The sequence below is a fragment of the Pseudoalteromonas sp. SK18 genome, from assembly GCF_001974855.1.
Lineage (GTDB): Bacteria > Pseudomonadota > Gammaproteobacteria > Enterobacterales > Alteromonadaceae > Pseudoalteromonas.
Genome location: NZ_MTQB01000009.1, coordinates 55,194 through 76,459, shown reverse-complemented (window position 1 = coordinate 76,459; position 21,266 = coordinate 55,194). Strand labels below are relative to the sequence as shown.

Here is a 21,266-nt window from a genome sequence, read left to right as displayed (position 1 = left end):
CAGAAATTGCCGCGCCACTCTTAAATAAAAAAGATGAATGAAGATTACCAGTTTTTGATCAAAGTAATAATTCAAGCATGGAAAGAAGTAAAAAATTGTTGTACCCTTTATTTAATTAAACGAGGGAATGTTATGTCAAATAAAATTATGATCGAACGAAATATAGGCGTTTTGCGAGAGAAAATTAGAAACGCAGATACCAACAACAGTTATGGGTTGCGTCGCTATTGCCACTAGCGCTGATATGTTATCTGGAGCAAAACTATCTAAATCGCAATATAGTTTCATTGTTAATAGTCGTCAGCGATGTAACTTAATAAAAATAGCTCTGTATAAAGATTTAACTAAGTTAATAACAGAGAAGGCCATACCTAAAATATTATCTGCTGCAGATCCAACCTCAGATTTATCTAAAGCTGCTTTTATGGCCGAAGCTACCGCAGACTCTATTGGTGAGGCTATAGAAGTAAAAACAGATATACCTGCATTCAAAACAGCAGCTGTTTTAAATGCATTGAGTACTGGTGTTCAAATAAAAACTATGTGGGACATACAAGCGATCGAAGATGGCTTTGCGCAAAGCCCAAGGCAGTTTGAAAAATTATTTGCCGATTGGAGAAGCTGGAATATTGAAGAGCGTTACCAGGTGGCCCAATGAAAAGACTATTAATATTATTATTACCAAGCACATGTTTTTCGCAATTTTCTGACTTATCATTATGTGAAAATAAACAAACCATGCTAGAAATGGATTTTTATACACATTGTGTAGGCATAGCGGATGCCTCTGTGCATAAGCTCAAGTCTGATATAACAACCAAACAACTTTATGATTACATTACAATTGGGCTTAAAGATGTAAGTGTATTAGAAAAGTACCTTTCTGATGATTTAATAGGAATAGTACATGCAATTATATCTATTGATCCAAACCCACTTTATTATACTACCGTCGGTAATAACATTTTAGTTATGACCAAAGACGGACTTAATATCTTTGAAAAGCACGATGGTTATTGGTTACAAAAGCTAGTATCAGAAAAGCCTAGTAGATAAATATGATTCCTATTAAAAGTAATTTAATACCGAGTATTGGTAATTACTTTTAATAAATTTCATTTATTTCTGCCTTGAAGCGGCCTAGCTCTTGCGACACAGCTCCGAGAGCTATCCCTCAACTAAGATCAAATAAGCCTAACTTTTTTAGTTTACCCATTCCTTTTAACAAAGATAAAACACGGTTTTATCATGACAACGTTAAGGCAATTGAACATCATTTGGCTGAAAAATACATTAAAGAAAATAACGATTAGCTAAAAAAATGAGCTTTAGGAGTGTCTATGTTTTCAAATTTAATCAAGCAGAAGCCAACGCAAAATTCGAAACTTTCAGACTTTGTGCTAAATTCTAGCTCAAGCGAGAAAAAGCGAATTTACAGCCAAGTTATTGAGCGAGCTATCTCCTCTCAAGTTCAAGTTGTAAACAAAGCATCTGCAACGCAAAGATAATAAATAAAAGTTCCTAAAAGGGGCTTTTTTTGTATCTAACTGATTATATAGCCGTTTAATAAAATACCCATCAACTACTTTCATTCGAATACATTTATTTATATTGGTAATAACTAGCAATAATTAGACGTGAGTTTGGTTTTTTCCTACAAACATTACTTAGCAAACGGCTTAAGTATTTCTATCTGAGGATAATTAACTTTGAAAACAGCCGCTAAAGTTGGCTAACTGTATTTTCTTACCAGAGACCTGATTTTTTATTAATTTTATTGAATACATTGCAATAAACACAGTTGAATCTACTATTAAAGTGTTATGGGATTTTATTATAAAAATCTTCATTTTATGACCTTTAACGTCGCTACTGTTAATTGTGTGCAGTATATAAAATACCGCTTAGTTACCCCTTAGGTGCTCTATGTTATTAAAACGAAAAGTATACCTCAGCCTTATTTTGGCTGTTGTTGCTCCTTTAGCAATATCTACTCTAATATTTTCAAATAGTATTCGCTCAAATACAGAAGACAAACTAGCCAAAGTAGATTTACCAACAGCGCTTAGTGAGGTGAAAAGCCAAATCGAATTAGAGTTATCGACTCCTATTATTGTTGGCAAAGAAATAGCGCAAAACTTATTTGTGCAACAATGGATGAATAATAATGAAGATGCGCAAAGCCGAGGTAAATTCATTGATTACCTCAAACATATAAAAAATAAAAACCAAGCCAGTAACGCATACATTATTTCTAAAAACTCCCGCAATTATTACACCGATGAAGGTATTTCTAGGCAAATAGACAGTAGTGATACTTGGTTTGATGCTTTTTTAGCATCGGATAGACCATTTGAAGTAGCACTCGACATAGATAAAGGTAGCTCTGAGGTGATGGTATTTATTAATTATGCCATTGAGCTTGATGGGCAACGACAAGGAATTGCCGGAATTGGCCGTTCGCTCGATTCTATGGTGGATCTCATAAGTGAATATAGGATAGGTGAGGGCGGCATTGTTTATTTGGTCTCTGGTAGTGGCGAGATTATGCTGCATGGTAATAAAACTAAAATAGGGCAATCTGTTAACTTAGCGCCAATTAAAAATGGGGCAATTCAAAGTAAAGTAATCGATGGTGATGACTATGTTGTATCAAGTACGCCTGTAAACTCATTAGGTTGGCATCTAGTCGCTGAGATTCCCCAAGAGCAATTATATGGCCCAATTAATAGTGCTATTAATACTAATATCATTTTTGGTGTAATTATTGCTCTTGTCGGTTTAGCGTCAGCACGCGTGTTGGTAGGGCAAATATTTAGGCCAATCGAAAACATTACTTCAGCAGTGAATGCGTTAACAGAAAAAGATGGCGATTTAACAGCGCGACTTCCTACTGACGATAATAATGAAATTTCAGACTTGGCGATTAAGTTTAATCTGTTTTTAGAGCAGTTACATTATATGTTTAAACAGGTTTCTGAGTCGGCAATTCATGTTAAAGGTATTTCCCAAGATGTACTTGAGCAAGTACAAGGAGCAGCTAATTTAGCTGAGGTACAGTCATCGAGTACACAAACGGTGGCGGCAGCGGTTAATGAGATGGAAGTTACGGTTCAGGATATTTCTGGCAGTGCCAGCAATGCGGCAGATATTGCGACTAAAACCGAAGAAACGACGCATAAAGGCGTTGGTTTTGTGCAAAGCACAATTAAACAAATGGAACAGTTAGAAGCATCGATGGCCAATTCTGTGGCTTCGGTGTTAGAGCTCTCGACAGAGATTAAATCAATTTCTCATGTATTGGATGTTATTAAAGGGATTTCTGAGCAAACTAACTTATTGGCGTTAAATGCGGCAATTGAAGCGGCGAGAGCTGGAGAGCAAGGGCGTGGCTTTGCAGTAGTTGCTGATGAAGTGAGAACGCTTGCACAGCGTACTGCGGAGTCTACAGAGCAAATTAATGAGATGATTGCTTCGTTAAATGCTAAAGCTTCAAGCACGGTAACTGCGATTGAATTGGGCAGCAAAAATACTTTAGAAAATGCCGAACGATTAAAAGAAACAGGCCATACATTAAATGGTATTTCACAGGAAATTGTACTGTTAAGCGAGTTAAATAACTCAGTGGCTACAGCAACGCGAGAGCAAACGTTAGCAACCTCAGAAATTAGCCAAAATATTGTAATGATCTCCGACTCGGCAGAGCAAACCAAAGAAAATATGAAAAAGTCAGAGCAGCTTTGTAATGGTTTAAATAAAGAGTCGAATATTTTAAGGGATTTACTAGGTAAGTTTACGCTTTAACCGCGGTTTTATAAAAATTAGCAGAGCGGGGATACCATCATAGTTATAGAGCACTTGCCTATAACTATGATGTTTTAATAGCCGTTAATTTTTACGATAAATCTCGTGATTCATTTCGTAAATATTAACGCTTAAGCTATCAGAGGCTCTGCAATATGTTTGTAGGCACGCTAGTAACTGCTCACTTAGCTTTTGCTTTTGCTCAATAGAGCGCCCAGCCATAATATGTACAGCAATATGAATAAACCCTTCTTTACCCACACCTAATTGGTAATGTTGATACGCAATAGCACGAGTTTTTATTGTTTCTAAATCAAATAAGCCACTTTCAAATGTTGTTGTGTGGATTTTTTCCACTAGAACCTGAGGTAATAAAGGCAGATCTTCTGAGTGTTCAATAATAATGTGTGGCATTTAGCGTATCCTCTTTAGATTGGTTTGTTTAATTATACCAAACGGGTTTGTACACGCTAACCCTATAGAGCTTAATTTTTAAAAATTTGGCTTAGCATAGTTCAGGCTGTTGCTTTTAGGGCAAATATTTTTGGTTGATACGTTTTATGTCAATTTGTGGTGACTTATACGAAGAGTATACCAGCCAGTTGGTACTTGTAATATAAGTTAAGCCAGAGGTACGACTAAATGCGCGTTCGGGAAGGCGTATAACGTCATGATGGCTTTTGGTTGAAAAGTCGTAATAACTCAAACGGTAATCACCTTGTTTTACATTAAAATAGTAAATACGCGATGTCGCTAAGGTGTCGCCTTCAAAAAAGTACCACGAATTATGATTAGATAAATTAATTTCGCTAACCAGTGGTTGCTCAGTTTGGCTATCAGGAGCTTTTATCCATAATTGATTAGTTGCTTGGTTGGCAAAAACTAAAGCGCCTTGCTTGTTTTCATAAGCATATAATGTTGGTGAATCTATGGCTTGTTCGAGTTTATTACCATTTAAATCGAAGCGATACACGTGCTGATCATCAGAGACTAATACGCTTTTACTGTCTGCAGCCCAGCTCGGTTTACCATGATCGCTAAAGCCCGTAGGTAATAATTCACTGGTTTGTTTATTAAAGTCATACAGGTATAACGCATGACCACTAGGGTGCGAGGCAACAAAAGCAATATAATCACCATCAGGCGACCATACTGGGTGGTAAATATTGGCATTGAGATTAGTGAGCTGCTTTCGAGATGTACCGTCTTTTTTTGCGGTCCACAATTCCATTGAGCCCGACTCATTAGAGACAAACGCGAGTTTGTTTCTGGTTTTATTGTAATTAGGAAAGCGGGTACTAAAATGGCTCGATAATACTGGGAAAGGAGAGCTTGCGACCGCATTATTAACCTCTAAACGCATTAAAGCCGAGTCTATATTCCACTGATGAAAATACAAACTGCCATCACTGGCAAATTCTGGGTAGCTTAAGCCATCTATGCGGGCATTGATCATTTGTTGTGTTTTAAGGTTGTAAAAGTACCCTTGGCGTTTACCTTTTTTTACACCAGAAAAAACGAGTTGCGCCTTAGAGGGGTGCCAATCAACGCCTCTCATATCAATAAACCCAGTAGTTAACTGCTTTGCATTGCCTGTTTTTATATCGATTAAAAATAATTCTTCAAACCCCGTTGGTAAGTTACGAGATACTACAAGTTGAGTTGCATCTGGGGAGAACACAACCGACTCATCGTTATATTGGCATGCTGAAATACAAGGTATTTGAGTAATTGTGTATGGCGATGAGGTTAAATCAACAAGGTTAAGTTGAGTCAGATTATTTTCATCATCTTCACTAATATAAACCAGTTTAGTGCCTAGGGCATTTATGTCTATATCGGTACTCGCTTTGTTACCACACTTCCCTAAAATAGTGGTATTTCCCGAGGCAATATTTTGCTGAATAACCTCACAGCCTTGACCAGATATACGGCGATAATAATAAATAAAGGTTAAGTCAGAGCTAAATACCGCTCGCCCTTCAATGAATGGGGTGTCGGTAAGTGCTATTGCAGCTTGTTCGGGTAAATGTAAATCACGTAAGTATAAATTTGCTTTATGACCAGGGCGGCGCCAAGAGTATGCTAAAAAGTGACTGTCGCTGGATATAGCGGGGAACAGCTCTCGCCCTGGGCTGGTAGTAATGGTTTCAACATGATCGTATAAGCGCTCTGCTTGTTGCGATAGCGCAAGTGGCTTATTTTCATCGCTAAAAGCGTTATAACCCCAGACACCAGCGAATAACAAGGCCACGATAGCCATGGCTACAGCGAAAATATATTTAGAGCGAGTAGGGGATGTATTAATACTTTTCTGCGCGTTTGGCATTATTGGTTTTTGCACTAAGCGATAACCTGTTTTACGCAGTGTTTCTATGTAGGTGTTGTCGGGGTCAAGCTCTTTAAAGCTTTTACGAAGATGCCATATGGCATTAGTGAGTGCTTTTTCACCCACATATTGATTACCATCCCATACGTTTTCGATTAGTTGTTCGCGACTCACCGCATTTGGATAACACGTTACTAAGTAGGTCAGCAGTTCTATAAATTTAGGTTGTAAAATACAGGCTTTATCAGCACAAAACAGCTTATTTTCAAACGCCGATATTTGGCAATTTCCAATTGAAAATGGCTGTTGAGTATTCATAGTATGTGTATTTAAACCTCTTCCTAGTATGAGTTATTAGCGATGTTTACACGTGTTGTTTAATGCAAAGTAACACGATAATTAGTTAATATTCAATTTTACACCATTCTAACACAATAAATATAAGTTCATGATTATAAATAAATAGATATTAAATAGATGTAAAATAGGGATATAAACGAGACACCTCTCATTGTGCTTTTATTCACGATTACTTACAACCTGTTATTAGTAAAACAAACCAATTAGTACAAAACAGATTTAATAACTAAAAAGTTAATAAAAAAGCGATTTGTACTAATGGGCTAATAAAAAATGAGGGAAGTCTGTGAGTAAAATATCAACCAAAAAATGTGCGTTAGCACTGGCTATAACAGCAAGCTTATCTGGGCATGCAATAGCAAATGACGAGGCAATTGATCGTCAATCAACTGCTAAGGCAAGCGAAGAAGTGGTACAAGAAGTACCAGAGAAAATAACAGTAACAGGCTCGCGTTTAAAGCGTGATAGTTTTTCGGTTACGACTCCGCTGGTTACCATGGACAGAGCATCAATTCAGGATACAGGCTTAGGCAATCTTTCAGATGTATTAATCGATAATATGCCTGCACTGAGCCAAAGTATTGGTAACACAACCAGCCAATCAAGCATTTCGGGAACTGGTTTATCAACAGTCCAACTTCGTGACTTAGGCGCTAATAGAACGCTGACATTGATTGATGGCCGCCGTGTTGTCTCTAATAGTTACGGTGGTAATTATGTCAGTTTAAATACTATTCCTAGTGGCATGGTAGAACGTGTTGAAATTATTAGTGGTGGTGCGTCGGCCACTTATGGTGCCGATGCGGTTGCTGGTGTAGTTAATATTATTACCCAGTCAAAAAAAGAAGGTTTTGAATTTCAAGCCCGAGGCGGTGAAACAACAGATGGTGGCGGTCGCGAGTTTACGCTTGATTTAAACTACGGAACGTCATTCGCTGATGATCGTGGTTATGTATTTGTTAGCTCAAACTGGGATCGTGATTTTGGTATGACCTTTTACGATCGCGACCGAGCGCAAATAGAAGCGGCGCATAGTTACGATGATGAGCTGATGTGTAATCAAATGTACACTGCTGATGGTTATCAGTGTATGAGCGGTATTACACAAGCTGATTGGGCAAGCAAAAGCGATGGCACTTTAGGCGGTGTATTTTTAGAAAGCAGCCGAAACGACACTCAGTTTTGGTACGACGGTCAGACACTACGTGATGACTGGAAAGGCAATGAAGAGATATACGGTATCAACTCACAACAATACGTTATGCTTGATGTACCTAGTGATAACTTTTCGACCGCAATAAAAGTAGATTATGATGTAACAGACGACATCATGAGTTATTTCCAAATTCAATACAGTAAGAGTGGCTCGTTCAACGATAAGTCACCAGAAGATGAATACGAAGGGGCTTATGTACCTCGCTACGACCCAGTGACAGGGGATCCTATCGATGATATTGCGCCAGGTTATATTCCTATTGATAACCCATATGTGCCACAAGAAATTATTGACAGTAACCCATACAAAGACCGTATTTATTGGGATCGTCGTTTTGGTGAAGTAGGTAATATCAGCACTGACAACGACCGTACGACTATTCGTACCTGGGCTGGCCTGCAAGGTATGATGTTTGATGATACATGGGATTGGGATATTTCTGCCGGATATGGTCAATTTAAACAGCATCAAATCCGCAGTAACGAGTTAAACACGGTACGTGTTAACCAAGCCCTGCAAGCTGAAAAGCTAGCCGATGGCACTATTCAATGTAAAGACGCCGAAGCGCGAGCGCAAGGATGTGTCCCGCTTAATTTATTTGGTGAAGGGTCTATTACCCCTGAAATGGCTGACTGGATCCGTACAAATCCAATTATTGATACTGAGATTCAACAGTACACGGTAATGGGTTATATCACCGGTGACTTATATGAATTGCCAGCAGGTAATGTGTCTGCAGTATTTGGTGCAGAGTATCGTAAAGACTCGCAAAGCTTAGATACCAGCGATGATATGAAAGCGGGCGGTATTACGTTTAACGTTGTGCCTTCTTTTTATGGTGAAGTAGAAGTATATGAGGCGTTTGCAGAGCTTGCAGTGCCACTACTTAAAGATGTGCCATTTGCTAAAAGCTTATCGGCAGAAACATCGTTGCGTTTAGCAAATTACAGTATTGATAATATCAGCACCGTAGCCAGTTATAAGTTAGGATTATTGTGGCAGCCAATTGACGGGTACATGCTACGTGCTAACTATGCGCGTGCACAGCGTGCCCCAACTATTACAGAGCTATTGTCACCCCCTCGTGGCGATTTTGATTCATTTGATGATATTTGTGATGGCTTAACTGCAACATCAACAAACCCAGGGCACGATAACTGCCGTTTAGAGCCAACCTTGGCACAAAAGCTGGCTGATGATCCTGACTTTGAATTTGAAAGTGAAGACAATAACTATTCACCAAATACGGGTAATCCAAACTTAAAAGAAGAAACAGCCGATACCTATACCTTTGGTATTACTGTTTCACCTGAGTTTTTAGATGGCTTTAACTTAGCGGTTGATTATTACGACATTGCCATTGTTGATGCAATTGATGAAATAAGTAACGAAAACATCATGCGTGAATGTTATGACTCAGAGGCTGCGTGGGGTAGTGATAACGAATATTGTAACGATATTACCCGTAACGACGAAGGTAACATTGTAAAAATACTACAGCGTGAATATAACTTAGATGAGTTAACAGCGCGCGGTTACGATGTAGTTGCAACTTACAAATATGACATAGGTAGCTATGGTAACCTGTCATTTAAGCTTGATTACAATCATATTATTGAAAACTCGCAAACCTATGAAGGGTTAGATGGTTCTAGTGTGACTTCTCAGTACGCAGGTTATGGCCGTTCAAAAGATAAAGCCGCTATGTCGATTGTATGGAAAATGGATGACTTACGTATCCGCTGGCGTACAAATTACGTAGGTGCTTTTAAAGCAAGCCAAGAAGATGAGAAAGATTACCTTGAATATGTTGCTGCAAATGATGAACGCTGTGCTACGGGCGATGCCGGTTGTATTGCTAACCCTGAGCCACTGGCATATCAAAACTATGGCTCATTTTTAAAGCATAGTTTATCAGCGTCTTACACTATGGCACTGACAGATAAGAGTGACTTACGTGTATTTGGTGGGATTAATAATGTATTTGACGACAAAGGGGCATTTTATCCAAGTGGCCGAGGCAACTTTTATAGTGGCTACGGCGGCGGTGCCGGTCGTTATGTTTATCTAGGTGCACAATATAGCTTTTAATTATTTTTAGCTGTATTTGTTTGCAAAGGCACTCCTTCGGGCGTGCCTTTTTTATTGCTTATAAAATTTGTTTTATCGCGGTGAAAGCGTTTAGTATAAGGCATAACTTAATTTTATTATGAACGAAGGACTTGCTATGAAGTATCTCAAAATGGGTAGTCTAATTGCGTGTTTAGCAGGGTTTACAGGGTGTTCTGATGATGTTGCTTCAGTGAGTTTAGGGCTGTTTACCACTAAAGATGTGGTGGTTAACTCACAGCAAGACCCGCTTGTTACAGGGGTTACTTGTCATATTAGTCACATTGAGGCTAATTTAGATTTTTCAGATCCTTCAGATATGTCGATTGCTTGTCGTCAAACAGGGCCAATTACCGCAGACCAATTACAGTCTATTGACCGTAGTAAGTCGGGTGAAGTCGTGTTTAAATCATCTAAGAGTATTTTGTTTAAGTCGTTAAAAGTTCGTCGCATTTATGATGCTAAAACCCATACGTTATTGTATTTATCGTACTCAACGAAAGAATCTACGGGTAGTCATCATCACGCGCTTTCTACGGTGCCTTTATACAATACACAAGCATGGCAATGGGCCCAGGGGCAAGAGTAGTTTATGTTAACCCTATTTAAATCAAAGCCCTTATTGGCAGAACAAGAACAACAGTGGCTAGTTGATACCTTTATTTGGGCTGCAGAAAACTTTGACCTGAATTTTTTTACTAAGCATAGCCAAATTATTTTACCAACGGTCGAGTTTTTTCCTGATTCGGTTTCAAGCATTGAAGAAATGGCCAGTAAAGTGTTTGCGCGTGTTAAACATTATGCTGGTATGAGTGAATGGCCGATAACACTTGTTGCACCACAACAATTACAACCTCAGGTGTTTCCACATTTTGAATTTAGTGAGCATCTACGTGGTGAGCACTGCCATTTAATGGTGCCACCAAGCCATACAATTAATGTGTCGTTTAACCCAAACCAAATCAATCAGCCACAAGATTTAGTAGCTAGCTTTGCAGGTACTCTTGCTACCATTTTAATTCATCATGTAGGTGTATTACCCCCAGGTGGTAAAGCGTACTTACCTCAAGCAACGGATGCTTTAGCGTGTTTTTTAGGTTTTGGGGTGATGATGAGCAATACTGTGTACCAGTTTAAGGGTGGTTGTGGCTCATGTTACAACCCATATGCAAACCGCGAAGCCACGCTCAGTGAAACCCATACTGTATTTATGCATGCTTTAGTAAGCTATTTTAAGCAAGATAAACACTCTAAAAAACATTTAAAACCGCATTTAAGAGGTCAGTTTAAAAAAGCGCAAAAAGAAATAAAAACGCTGGTTAACCAATCGGCTAACCCATTATTATTGGCTTTTGCGCCAGAGCAAGCCAGTTAACCATGGCCTATATTGATGAGTTTTTATTAATTGCCATTGCTCACTTTTTTGCAGTGGCCAGCCCCGGGCCCGATTTTGCTGTGGTACTTAAGCAAAGCGTACAATATGGAAGGCATAATGCGCTATGGACCAGTGCAGGTGTAGGCGCAGCTATTTTATTACACATAGCTTATTGCGTGTTGGGAGTCGCGCTGGTTTTAACTCAATCGTCTTCGTTGTTTATGGCACTTAAATATATAGCCGGTGCTTATTTAGCGTATTTAGGTGTGCAGGCGCTGCGCGCTGGCAAACCTTCAAATACCGCCAATAATGAGCAGATAAAACCCAGTCTTGCCGCTGAGTCATCATGGCATGCGTTTCGCCGTGGTTTTTTTACCAACGCATTAAACCCTAAGGCTACACTATTTTTTATGTCGCTGTTTACCTTAGTGATTAGTCCAACCACACCGGTAATAGTGCAAGTGGGGTATGGTGTTTATATGGCGCTTGCTACTTGGGCTTGGTTTTCTATTTTGTCGCTATTGTTATCAAAAGCACGGGTGCGTAACTTTTTTCAACAAAGTGGTTATTGGTTCGATCGCGGCATTGGCATTATTTTAATCGCACTGGCTGTGCGAGTTGTTATTTAACAGAGGTCTGTTGACCTTTGCAAATTTGATCTTGAAAGGTCAATTGACCCTAAGGAATAGTATGGCGTTATATAATTTTTCGTTTGGCTCCAATATGTCATCTAATCGTTTATTGGCACGTTTACCTAATGCAAAACGTGTGGGTACGGCGCTTTTAAAAGGCTATAAGTTAACCTTTAATATGGCCTTTGCTGATGGTTCAGGTAAATGCACTATTGTGCCCACCAACGAACCCGATGCTCTGGTATATGGGGTGGTGTATCAGCTTAATGAGGCCGAAAAAGAGATCTTAGATAAAATTGAAGGCCCTAATTACGACTGTGTTGATTTAACCGTGAGCCTTTTAGATGACGATGACATTAATGTGCACTGTTACATAGCAAACACACATGACGACACACTGCTACCTTATGACTGGTACGTGCAGCATGTATACCGTGGTGCGCTTGAGGCCGGTGTGCCAGAGCATTATAGTCAACGCATTTTAGCTTACCCGAGTAAGCAAGATACGAATAAAGCGCGCGCCGACATAGAATTTGCAGTTCATCAAGATTAAACAAATAATAATAACCTAAGGTAACACTATGAAACTCACAAAATTGGCTGCAGCCGCATTGCTTGCAGGCTGGGCATTTACAAGTTCTGCAGCGGTTGATACCGATAAAATAGCAGAGGTGATCAATACCTCAATGGCACGGTTTGATGTACCCGGGATGGCCGTTGCTATTGTTGAAAATGACAAAGTCGTATTCGCTAAAGGCTTTGGTGTTGCCAACCTCAATACTAATAGCAAGGTGAATAAAGACACTTTATTTGGCATTGCTTCAAATACCAAAGCATTTACCAGTGCAGCATTGGCTAAGCTGGTGGATGAAGGCAAGTTAAGCTGGGATGACCGCGTAATTGACCATCTTCCTGAATTTAGATTGTACGACCCATACGTTACTCGTGAAATGCGCATACGCGATTTACTTAGTCATCGTAGCGGTTTAGGGCTTGGTCAAGGCGATTTAATGATTTGGCCAAGTACAGATAAATCGGTAGCCGATATTTTATCTGGGCTGAAATATTTAAAACCTACGAGCAGTTTTCGTAGCCAATATGCTTACAACAACCTAATGTTTGTTACCGCTGGTGAAGTTGTTGCGCGTATATCGGGGATGAGCTGGAACGACTACATTGAAAAAAATATTTTACAGCCGCTCAATATGAGCAACTCACGGGCTGGCTTTTCGCGTATCGCTAAAAATAACAAAAACTGGGCAATTGGGCATATCCCAATGGACGGTAAATTACATCCCTTTTTTGTTAATTACCTTGAAGATTTTAGAGGGGCAGGAGCCATTGCATCAAGCGTAAATGATATGAGCCAATGGCTACGTACTCAACTTGCTGGTGGTAAAATGCCTAATGGCGAGCAGCTGTTTAGCGAAAAACAACAAGCACAAATGTGGCACCCACATATTACCTCACTGGCATCTAAAAGTGCTTATGAAGCGTACCATCAGCAATTTAGAGGTTATGGGTTAGGTTGGAGTATAGAAGATTACCATGGCGTTAAGAAGCTGGCACATGGTGGTGGTATTTTAGGTATGGTATCGCAGGTTACTCTTTTGCCAGAGAAAAACGTGGGGATTGTGATATTAAGCAACCAACAAGCGTTTTCTGCGTTATCGGCGGTGACCCATGAGGTACTTGAAGATGTACTAGAGCTTGAAGATAAAGACTGGGTTGAAGATTTAGCTAAAAAGCATTTTGCAGGTAAAGAAAAAGCTTATGCTAACGCGGCTCCATCAGTACCAACAGATATTCAGCCAGCATTACCAGCGATTAATTACACCGGTACGTTGCATGATGATTGGTATGGCGATGTCATTATAGAAGATCTAGCTGGTAAATTACGCATTGATTTTACCCACACAAAGCGCCTCAAAGGTGAGTTGGAGCATTACACAGGTAATACCTTTATTGTTAAATGGGATGAAAAACTATTAGAAGCAGATGCCTTCATTCGTTTTTCTATGAGTGCAGATAACCGCGTAGAATCAGCGAAAATGAATGCAGTTTCAACGCAGTTGACCGATTTTAGCTTTGATTTTAGAAATCTCGACTTAAAAGCTAAATAACCTGAACCTTGGTTATATAGTCGTTTAGTATCAACCAAAGTCGCAAAGCCACCCTCAGGTGGCTTTGTTATACTTGTCAAGCAACTTATCTTTGGAGTTAGCTATGCGCACTGCGATTATTTCTCACCCCCACTGTCGTAAACATAAAATGATTGACGATCATCCAGAGTGCCCTGAGCGTTTGGATGCCATTAACGACCGTTTACTTGCAAGTGGACTGGATGTCGCTATTGAGCAAAAACAAGCGCCTAAGGCCTCGCGTGAGCACTATTTATTAGCGCATAGTGAGCAACACATTAAGCATGTAGAAAGTATGATCCCAATCGAAGGGCTTAGCGATTTGGACGGCGATACCTGGTTGTGCCCCGATTCACTGAAAGCCATTGAGCGTGCAGTAGGAGCTGGGTTACTCGCTGTTGATGAGATTTTAGAGGGTAAATTGGATGCCGCGTTTTGCTCAGTGCGCCCGCCAGGGCATCACGCTAATCGCGACAGCTCTTCTGGTTTTTGTGTGTTTAACAACCTTGCGATTGCGGTTAAATATGCACAAAGCAAAGGGGTGAAACGCATTGCCATTATCGATTTTGATGTGCACCATGGCAATGGCACGCAAGATATTTTTATGGATGATGAAAATGTGTTGCTGTGCTCGTTATTTCAATATCCATTTTATCCAAATACCGCCATTAAAAATAACGCCACACTGGTAAATTCACCTTTGCCTATAGCTAGTGATGGTACTGATTTAAAAGCGCTTTATGAGCAGCAGTGGTTGCCAAAATTAACAGAATTTAAGCCTGAGCTACTTTTTATAAGCGCAGGGTTTGATGCGCACCTTGAAGATGATATGGCCAGTTTAAAGTTTGTTGAAAGTGATTATATATGGCTTACTGAGCAATTAGCGCAATTTAGCCAACAACATGATTGCTTAGGTATTATCTCTTATTTAGAGGGAGGATACTCACTGTCTGCCCTCGGGCGCAGCGCAATTGCACACGTTAAAGCCTTAGTTGATTTCGGCGAGTAACCTAAATGCCTGTTCAGGAGTAACCTGCTCTATTTTACTGAGACAACATTGTCCTTCTTTTGCTAAATATTCTTTTACCAATTGGGCTAATTGTATTGCACTGAGTGCCTTATGTGCATCACCATTTAAACCTTGATAGCCACTTACCTTATCTAAAATAACCACGTTTTGCTGCTCATTCACGTCCAGAGTATAAATAAAGTCATGTAACTCATCGGCATACTCTAATAGCTCAATCTCATTATTATAAATAATAATTAATGGGTAACTGATGCTCATATATTGTCCTAAATCAAATTGTCATTTACTGAATAATTTATAATCGTGCATTGGTTTAATTTTGGAAGTAGAAGCAATGCCTCACACTAGCCGCTATCAAAAAGTATGCGATGTTTTTACCAATAAGGTGATCGCTTGCACTAAGGATACCCCTTTAATTGAAGCGGTGAAACTAATGCGTGCGCACAATGTTAGCGCTATTTTTGTTAAATATCAGCAGCAAATAGTGGGGGTATGGACTGAAACAGATTGCTTAACGCTTAACTTTTCTGATCAGACACTAAGACAGGTAATGATTGAGAATGTGATGTCGAGCCCAGTATTAAGTGTACCCAGCCAACAATTATTAACCGACACCGCGATGGTATTTAATAAGCACGGGGTTAAGCATTTACTAGTAACCGATGCCAACGATAACCCAAGTGGGGTGATCAGTATTACTGATATTGTGAGTAATCAAGGATTAGAGCATTACCTGCAATTTAGGCCGATAAACGATCAGTATAATAAAAAAATAAGAGTCGTCCCCAGTTCATTAGCAATTAATGACGCGGTTAACTTAATGCGCGAATACGCTGAAAAAGTGATTTTAGTCTTTAATGAAGATGAAAATGTCCATGGCATTATTACCCAACGTGATTTACTAAAGCTCATCACCGAGCAGCATAACCATCTTGTTTGTTGGGATTTAGCGAGCCGTCCTCTTTATAAAATAAGCCCTCAAGACAGCCTTTTTGATGCTTACAGGTTAATGTCTGAAAGTAATATTCGGCATTTAGTGGTAAGCGAAAATAATCAAATTAATGGTGTATTGTCTCTTGAAAACCTAATTAATGAAATTGAAACCGCTTATTGTTGTGAGCTTGAAAAGGTACTTCAGCAGCGTGATATTGCACTGCAGCACTCACAGCGTAATTTATTTTTAGCCAATAAAATTATCGACTCCTCTCTAGATGGCATCATGATCACCGACTCGAATGGGGTGATTATGCAAGTAAATCCTGCATTTACCCATTTAACCGGTTACAAAGAATATGAGGTGATAGGTAAGCGGCCAAATATGTTGAGTTCAGGGCGTCATGATAAAAACTTTTACATAAAAATGTGGGATTCACTGACCAAAACAGGGGTATGGCAGGGGGAAATTCATAATCGTAAAAAATCTGGCGATATTTATATTGAATGGCTCAGTATTATAGAGATAAAAGAGCCAAGTCATAGTGATGTGATTTATGCCGCTATTTTTAGTGACATAACAGAGCGAAAAAGTGCAGAAGAAAAAGTGGTGCAGCTCGCGTATTTTGATGAGCTAACTGGCTTACCTAACCGGCGCTTATTTAACGATAGACTCTCTATGGCACTGGCCTCTGCTCACAGAGATAAACAAATGCTAGCGGTAATGTTTATTGACCTAGACCGTTTTAAAGAGGTAAACGACAGCTTAGGCCATAACGCCGGTGATACCTTATTAAAATTAGTCTCTGAGCGCATTATTAACACTCTTAATGAGGGAGATACACTGGCGCGATTAGGGGGTGATGAGTTTATTGTATTGTGTGAGGTTGAAAACGTAGCAGCTGTTATCAGACTTGCAGAAGGGATTTTAAATCACTTAAATACCCCCTTCAAATTGGAAGGATTTGAAGTGGGTGTTACCGCCTCTATAGGGGCTGCCGTTTATCCCGACGATGGCTTGGACAGTGAAACATTATTAAAGCATGCTGATATTGCCATGTATCGCTCAAAAGATGTAGGGCGTAATTCGTTTCAGTTGTTTCAACCCTCAATGAATGCACGCTCTCTAGAGCGCTTAGCGATGATGAGCCGCTTTCAACATGCACTCGAAAATGATGAGTTTGAGCTTTATTTTCAGCCTAAAAAGTGTTTAAAAACAGGGGCGATTATGGGGGCTGAAGCATTACTGCGTTGGCATGACCCTAATTTAGGCACCATTTCACCAGCGCAGTTTATTCCACTCGCTGAAGAGTTAGGTTTAGTTGTACGTCTCGATTTATGGGTTATTAACCAAGCCGGTAAAGAGTTAACTCTTTGGCAAGCAAAAGGAATGAATCCTGGGCGTTTAGCGATTAATGTATCTGCTTGCCACCTAAGCCAAGGTAAGTTGGCTGATAATATTAAAGCGATGCTTACTCACTATCAATTACCAGGAAGTTTACTTGAAATAGAGCTGACAGAAAGTAGCTTTATAGGCTCTTTTTTACAGGCAAAAGAACAATTACAACAGCTTAAAGCGTTAGGTGTACATATCGCGCTTGATGATTTCGGCACCGGGTATTCGGCGTTAAGTTATTTAACCAAATTGCCTTTTAATACGTTAAAAATAGATGCCAGCTTTATTGCGAAAATTCCTGATGAATACGGCAATAGCCAAATTGTTGCGGCGATTATAGCCATGGCGACAAGTTTAGGATTGGATGTGGTTGCTGAGGGGGTAGAGCATGCCTCTCAAGAGGCACACTTAGCAACAATAGGCTGCAATATTATTCAGGGTTACCATTATTGCTATCCATTAACACGACAGCAATGGATAGCATTTTATAACCAAGCAGCAAATGGTTATTCTGAGTCTACACTCACTTCATAAGAGGTGAATTTTCGAATATTAATCACACCACTATCAAAAATTAAGTACTGACCTTTTATACCTTGTAAAATACCGCTAACAACAGGGTTTTTATCAAAGTTAAATGAGCTAATTTTAGTTGGGTATTCACTAACTGGAAAATCAAGGTTTACTACGTCTTCATCAAGTTGTTCAATGGCGGTTGCGCCAAACAGCTCACTCAGCTCTGTAAGCTTTTCGCTTATTTGTGGAATAAGTTCGGCGGCTGCTGCTTTTAAATCAAGCGTGTCGTTTTGTCCTTTAAGCATATTACGCCAATTGGTTTTATCAGCAATAAATTGTGCCAGCGCTACTTCAACTAAGCCCGATTGCAAACGAGTCTGCACTTTAAAAATAGGTAAGGCTTGGGTTGCCCCTTGGTCAATCCAACGGGTAGGAATTTGTGTATGGCGAGTAATACCTACTTTTAATCCTGAGGTATTTGCTAGGTAAACATAATGCGGGATCATGCAATTTTCTTCGCCCCACTCTGGCTCGCGGCAGGTGCCTTGGTCGTAATGGCAGGTTTCCGGTTTCATGATACACATATCGCAACTGGCAAGTTTGCGCATACACACAAAGCAATGCCCTTGAGAGTAGCTCTTTTTGGTTTTTTTACCACAGTTAGAGCACAAAATTGTGCCACTAAAAGTAAGGGTCAGCTGTTTGCCAATTAAGGCATTTAAATCAACCAGTTCATCACCTATAGGTAGGTGGTATTGAACCGGCTCTGTTAAGCTCGACTTTAATTTACGCAGTGTACCTTGCATCTTTTCTTGGCCCCAAAGATGTTAAAAAGGGGAGTTTAACATTTTTAGGCTGTATTGGCTTTTTAAGAAGTCTAAATAATTATCATAAGAGAGTGCTTTGGCATACAGGTAGCCTTGAGTTCGGTCGGCGTTCATTTTTGTAAGTAGCTGATGAACCTCTTGAGTCTCTACGCCCTCAATCGTGATAGTTAGGCCCAGATTATGTGCCATATCTATGGCTGTTTGCACAATAACCTGATGTGCACGGTTATCAGTTAAATCAAACACGAACGACTTATCTACTTTAAGTTCGCTAAAATGATAGTTAACTAAGTAGCTAAGCGATGAATAACCTGTACCAAAGTCATCTAGCACTACTTTAACGCCTAAAGTGGCCAGTTCATCCACTAAGGTGACTAACGCATCTTGGTTTTCGACAAAAGCAGATTCAGTCAGCTCAAACTTTAATAAATGAGGTGCGACCTGATACTTAATTAAAATATTCTCTACTTTTTCCGTTAAATTTGCGATGGCTAAATTTTTTGCACTTAAATTCACACTAACACTGTGATTTTTGATGCCATCGTTTGCCAGCCTTGCAATGTCTTTACAGGCTTGCTCAATAACCCAAAGGGTTAGCTTATTAATAATGCCGGTGTGCTCAGCGAGCATAATCAGCTTTTCTATCGAAATATTTTTAAATTCCGCGTTAGGCCAACGTAATAGTGCTTCAGCGCCATTGATACTGGACTCCTCTAAGCTCACTTGTGGTTGATAATAAAGCGCAAGCTGATCTTCTCTTATGGCTTGCTGTAGCTTGGCAGCAAGCGATACGTCCATTGCTAGGTTATTATTAGCAGATGATGAGCTGACCTTAGTTAGGCTATGTTTAGCATCGTGTAATGCTAAATAGCCTCGCTTTAACCAAAACTCAAAGTCATCACGTTTACCATAACCACTAATGCCAACACTGTAATTAAGTTGTAGGTCTAAACCTTTAATTTGATACGTTTTTGGTAATTTATTTAAGATCTGTTTCAATAACTCTTCAAGTGTATGCTGACTCTGATTTTTAGTGGAAATACAGGCAAATACGCCACTGCCTAAATCAGCAATTTTAGCAGGCTGATTAATGCCACTGTTGAGCTGAGAGAACTCTCGTTCAAAGCTCAATTGGCGTTCTAACTCCTGAGCAACATGTTTAATGAGCTCATACCCTTGCGAAGGGGTAATAATAGTATTTAGAGAATTAAAGTGACGTATTTTCACTAAACATAAAGTGGTAGAGCGCTGTTGTGCTTTGAGTGCCATAAAGGCATATTTTAACTTTGCACTATTGAGTAGCTTGGTTTGCTGAGTATGTGTTGCATGGTACAGCGCTTGCTCACGCTGATAACGAATCCGATCGGCAAGTGCCATTGCCATTAAGACAATTTCACACAAAATGGCAATCAAAAATGCATGGCGTATTGAAAAACTATAGGAAATAACGCCTGTCAGTTCTAAGGGTTGTATCGCAGCGCCAATGATCAGTGGCACCCACGAAAACACGTAAAACTTAGCCCAGCGAAAACCACTTCTTAATTTGTTATAAATTAAAATGAAGCAGACGATATAGAGCGATCCTAAAATCACAAAAAATATCGGTGCTGCTATATTTTCAGGAATAAAAAAACTCAATATAGCAAGCACTAGCATTAGCCTTAATAAGCAGATGCTCAATTTATAACGCCAACAACCATCTTTGTGATAACGCAAAAACAGTGTGCAAAAAGCAAGGGTAAAAAATGCAATGGCGTAATTCGCTACAATTACTTTTTCGTGAATAAATAATTGCCATTGCAGCGGCCATAAATAAAAACCAAATCCCAGAACGGTGCCCATTAATGCAATAGCGCTAATAATGTAGCCAATATAAACCAAATATACGCGGTCTTTAATACCAAAATAAAGTAATAGGTTATACAGTGAAGCCATTAACAGCACGCCAACAAAAATTCCCCAAATGCCCGTTTGAGAGCGCATCAAATCAACAAATACGGTATGGCGATATAAGTGAATTGGGGTTTTACTGATCCCCACGGTATCTATTTTTATAATGAGGCGTTGCGTAGATTGACCATCAAGCTTAAAACGAATATGGGGTACACTGTATTCAAACAGAGTCAGCCGCGGCTCTTTGTCGCCAAGCTTATAAGTATCGAGTAGCTGGTTATTATTATTAAGTCGGTATATGGTGAGATGATCCACCATTGGGTTATCAAAATGCGCCACCACATCTTCTTGTTGGCTACTTTTATTTTCTAAATCAAGGCGTAACCAATAATTTTGCTGTTTAAAGCTCCAAGGAATATCGTTAAATTCTTGCTGTGTAAACTGCGTTTGTGTACTCATTACTTCTGCGAAGTTTTGTGTCTTGGTTTCATCTATGTAATAAGCATGATCGAGGTAAACAGGGGTGATTTTATCTATAGTATAGCGAGAGGGCATCACAAAGTTTGATGACAATGTGCTGATAATAAAAAAAATAAAAATAAGTATCACGACCGCTATCGCATGATAGCGCAAGGTTTTAAAATCCAATATTAATCTATGCCCTGATTGTTTTTTATAGTGTAGCAGTAAAAAGCGCAGATAATC

Annotated in this window: 17 protein-coding genes; 12 read left to right on the top strand and 5 right to left on the bottom strand. The window is 39.5% G+C overall.

The features are described 5' to 3' along the window. The first annotated feature begins 211 nt into the window (after positions 1 to 211). From BW139_RS08760 to BW139_RS08750, 4 genes are all read left to right on the top strand, one after another. On the top strand, positions 212 to 658 hold the full coding sequence (locus BW139_RS08760) for a hypothetical protein (protein WP_076919400.1): 447 nt from the start codon (positions 212 to 214) through the stop codon (positions 656 to 658). Further along, on the top strand, positions 655 to 1,056 hold the full coding sequence (locus tag BW139_RS08755) for a hypothetical protein (protein ID WP_076919399.1): 402 nt from the start codon (positions 655 to 657) through the stop codon (positions 1,054 to 1,056). Before BW139_RS08760 ends, BW139_RS08755 begins: the two co-directional genes overlap by 4 nt. A 284-nt stretch (positions 1,057 to 1,340) precedes the next feature. Continuing rightward, entirely contained in the window at positions 1,341 to 1,508 is a 168-nt protein-coding gene (locus BW139_RS18485) for a hypothetical protein (protein ID WP_167380514.1), read from the top strand. A gap of 418 nt (positions 1,509 to 1,926) precedes the next feature. Continuing rightward, positions 1,927 to 3,804 carry a methyl-accepting chemotaxis protein gene (locus BW139_RS08750; protein ID WP_076919398.1) on the top strand — a complete coding sequence of 626 codons (1,878 nt, stop codon included), beginning with the start codon at positions 1,927 to 1,929 and terminating at the stop codon, positions 3,802 to 3,804. An 84-nt stretch (positions 3,805 to 3,888) separates the two neighbouring features. Here BW139_RS08750 and BW139_RS08745 read toward each other — a convergent pair whose 3' ends face one another. Both BW139_RS08745 and BW139_RS08740 read right to left on the bottom strand, forming a co-directional pair. Further along, complete coding sequence (locus BW139_RS08745) at positions 3,889 to 4,218, bottom strand: 5-carboxymethyl-2-hydroxymuconate Delta-isomerase (protein ID WP_008114843.1); 330 nt, start codon at positions 4,216 to 4,218, stop codon at positions 3,889 to 3,891. A gap of 115 nt (positions 4,219 to 4,333) precedes the next feature. Beyond that, positions 4,334 to 6,451, bottom strand: coding sequence for a winged helix-turn-helix domain-containing protein (locus BW139_RS08740; protein WP_076919397.1), 2,118 nt, complete (start codon positions 6,449 to 6,451; stop codon positions 4,334 to 4,336). Positions 6,452 to 6,779: 328 nt separating this feature from the next. Between BW139_RS08740 and BW139_RS08735 the strand changes: the two genes are divergently transcribed. The 7 genes from BW139_RS08735 (at position 6,780) to BW139_RS08705 (ending at position 14,975) form a co-directional block, all read left to right on the top strand. Then, on the top strand, positions 6,780 to 9,800 hold the full coding sequence (locus BW139_RS08735) for a TonB-dependent receptor domain-containing protein (RefSeq protein WP_076919396.1): 3,021 nt from the start codon (positions 6,780 to 6,782) through the stop codon (positions 9,798 to 9,800). A gap of 136 nt (positions 9,801 to 9,936) precedes the next feature. Then, positions 9,937 to 10,407 carry a CreA family protein gene (locus BW139_RS08730; protein WP_076919395.1) on the top strand — a complete coding sequence of 157 codons (471 nt, stop codon included), beginning with the start codon at positions 9,937 to 9,939 and terminating at the stop codon, positions 10,405 to 10,407. Between the two features lie 3 nt (positions 10,408 to 10,410). Then, on the top strand, positions 10,411 to 11,193 hold the full coding sequence (locus BW139_RS08725; protein ID WP_076919394.1) for a hypothetical protein: 783 nt from the start codon (positions 10,411 to 10,413) through the stop codon (positions 11,191 to 11,193). A gap of 2 nt (positions 11,194 to 11,195) precedes the next feature. Beyond that, positions 11,196 to 11,822 (top strand): LysE family translocator, encoded by a 627-nt coding sequence (locus BW139_RS08720; protein ID WP_076919393.1) that lies wholly within the window; start codon positions 11,196 to 11,198, stop codon positions 11,820 to 11,822. Between the two features lie 61 nt (positions 11,823 to 11,883). Continuing rightward, positions 11,884 to 12,378, top strand: coding sequence for a gamma-glutamylcyclotransferase family protein (locus BW139_RS08715; protein ID WP_076919392.1), 495 nt, complete (start codon positions 11,884 to 11,886; stop codon positions 12,376 to 12,378). Between the two features lie 28 nt (positions 12,379 to 12,406). Next, the gene (locus BW139_RS08710) at positions 12,407 to 13,948 is read left to right on the top strand and encodes a serine hydrolase (RefSeq protein WP_076919391.1); all 1,542 of its coding nucleotides are present in this window, start codon (positions 12,407 to 12,409) and stop codon (positions 13,946 to 13,948) included. 103 nt (positions 13,949 to 14,051) lie between these two features. Further along, complete coding sequence (locus tag BW139_RS08705; RefSeq protein WP_008114852.1) at positions 14,052 to 14,975, top strand: histone deacetylase family protein; 924 nt, start codon at positions 14,052 to 14,054, stop codon at positions 14,973 to 14,975. Here BW139_RS08705 and BW139_RS08700 read toward each other — a convergent pair. Then, positions 14,955 to 15,254, bottom strand: a complete 300-nt coding sequence (locus BW139_RS08700) for a DUF4144 family protein (RefSeq protein WP_008114855.1) — start codon at positions 15,252 to 15,254, stop codon at positions 14,955 to 14,957. The two genes, BW139_RS08705 and BW139_RS08700, sit on opposite strands and share 21 nt — an antisense overlap. Before the next feature lie 76 nt (positions 15,255 to 15,330). Here BW139_RS08700 and BW139_RS08695 point away from each other — a divergent pair, with 76 nt between their 5' ends. After that, a complete protein-coding gene (locus BW139_RS08695; protein WP_076919390.1) occupies positions 15,331 to 17,859 on the top strand; it encodes an EAL domain-containing protein in 2,529 nt (842 codons plus the stop codon). Here BW139_RS08695 and BW139_RS08690 read toward each other — a convergent pair. Beyond that, the gene (locus BW139_RS08690) at positions 17,832 to 18,647 is read right to left on the bottom strand and encodes a DUF2797 domain-containing protein (RefSeq protein ID WP_010391775.1); all 816 of its coding nucleotides are present in this window, start codon (positions 18,645 to 18,647) and stop codon (positions 17,832 to 17,834) included. The genes BW139_RS08695 and BW139_RS08690 overlap by 28 nt on opposite strands. Positions 18,648 to 18,668: 21 nt before the next feature. Further along, positions 18,669 to 21,209: an EAL domain-containing protein gene (locus BW139_RS08685; RefSeq protein ID WP_076919389.1), complete on the bottom strand. Its 2,541-nt coding sequence runs from the start codon at positions 21,207 to 21,209 to the stop codon at positions 18,669 to 18,671. Between the last annotated feature and the right edge of the window lie 57 nt (positions 21,210 to 21,266).

Coding starts and splice junctions, on each gene's coding strand:
- BW139_RS08760 (WP_076919400.1), top strand. CDS start 212: ATGGGTTGCGTCGCTATTGCCACTAGCGCTGATATGTTATCTGGAGCA.
- BW139_RS08755 (WP_076919399.1), top strand. CDS start 655: ATGAAAAGACTATTAATATTATTATTACCAAGCACATGTTTTTCGCAA.
- BW139_RS18485 (WP_167380514.1), top strand. CDS start 1,341: ATGTTTTCAAATTTAATCAAGCAGAAGCCAACGCAAAATTCGAAACTT.
- BW139_RS08750 (WP_076919398.1), top strand. CDS start 1,927: ATGTTATTAAAACGAAAAGTATACCTCAGCCTTATTTTGGCTGTTGTT.
- BW139_RS08745 (WP_008114843.1), bottom strand. CDS start 4,218: ATGCCACACATTATTATTGAACACTCAGAAGATCTGCCTTTATTACCT.
- BW139_RS08740 (WP_076919397.1), bottom strand. CDS start 6,451: ATGAATACTCAACAGCCATTTTCAATTGGAAATTGCCAAATATCGGCG.
- BW139_RS08730 (WP_076919395.1), top strand. CDS start 9,937: ATGAAGTATCTCAAAATGGGTAGTCTAATTGCGTGTTTAGCAGGGTTT.
- BW139_RS08725 (WP_076919394.1), top strand. CDS start 10,411: ATGTTAACCCTATTTAAATCAAAGCCCTTATTGGCAGAACAAGAACAA.
- BW139_RS08720 (WP_076919393.1), top strand. CDS start 11,196: ATGGCCTATATTGATGAGTTTTTATTAATTGCCATTGCTCACTTTTTT.
- BW139_RS08715 (WP_076919392.1), top strand. CDS start 11,884: ATGGCGTTATATAATTTTTCGTTTGGCTCCAATATGTCATCTAATCGT.
- BW139_RS08710 (WP_076919391.1), top strand. CDS start 12,407: ATGAAACTCACAAAATTGGCTGCAGCCGCATTGCTTGCAGGCTGGGCA.
- BW139_RS08705 (WP_008114852.1), top strand. CDS start 14,052: ATGCGCACTGCGATTATTTCTCACCCCCACTGTCGTAAACATAAAATG.
- BW139_RS08700 (WP_008114855.1), bottom strand. CDS start 15,254: ATGAGCATCAGTTACCCATTAATTATTATTTATAATAATGAGATTGAG.
- BW139_RS08695 (WP_076919390.1), top strand. CDS start 15,331: ATGCCTCACACTAGCCGCTATCAAAAAGTATGCGATGTTTTTACCAAT.
- BW139_RS08690 (WP_010391775.1), bottom strand. CDS start 18,647: ATGCAAGGTACACTGCGTAAATTAAAGTCGAGCTTAACAGAGCCGGTT.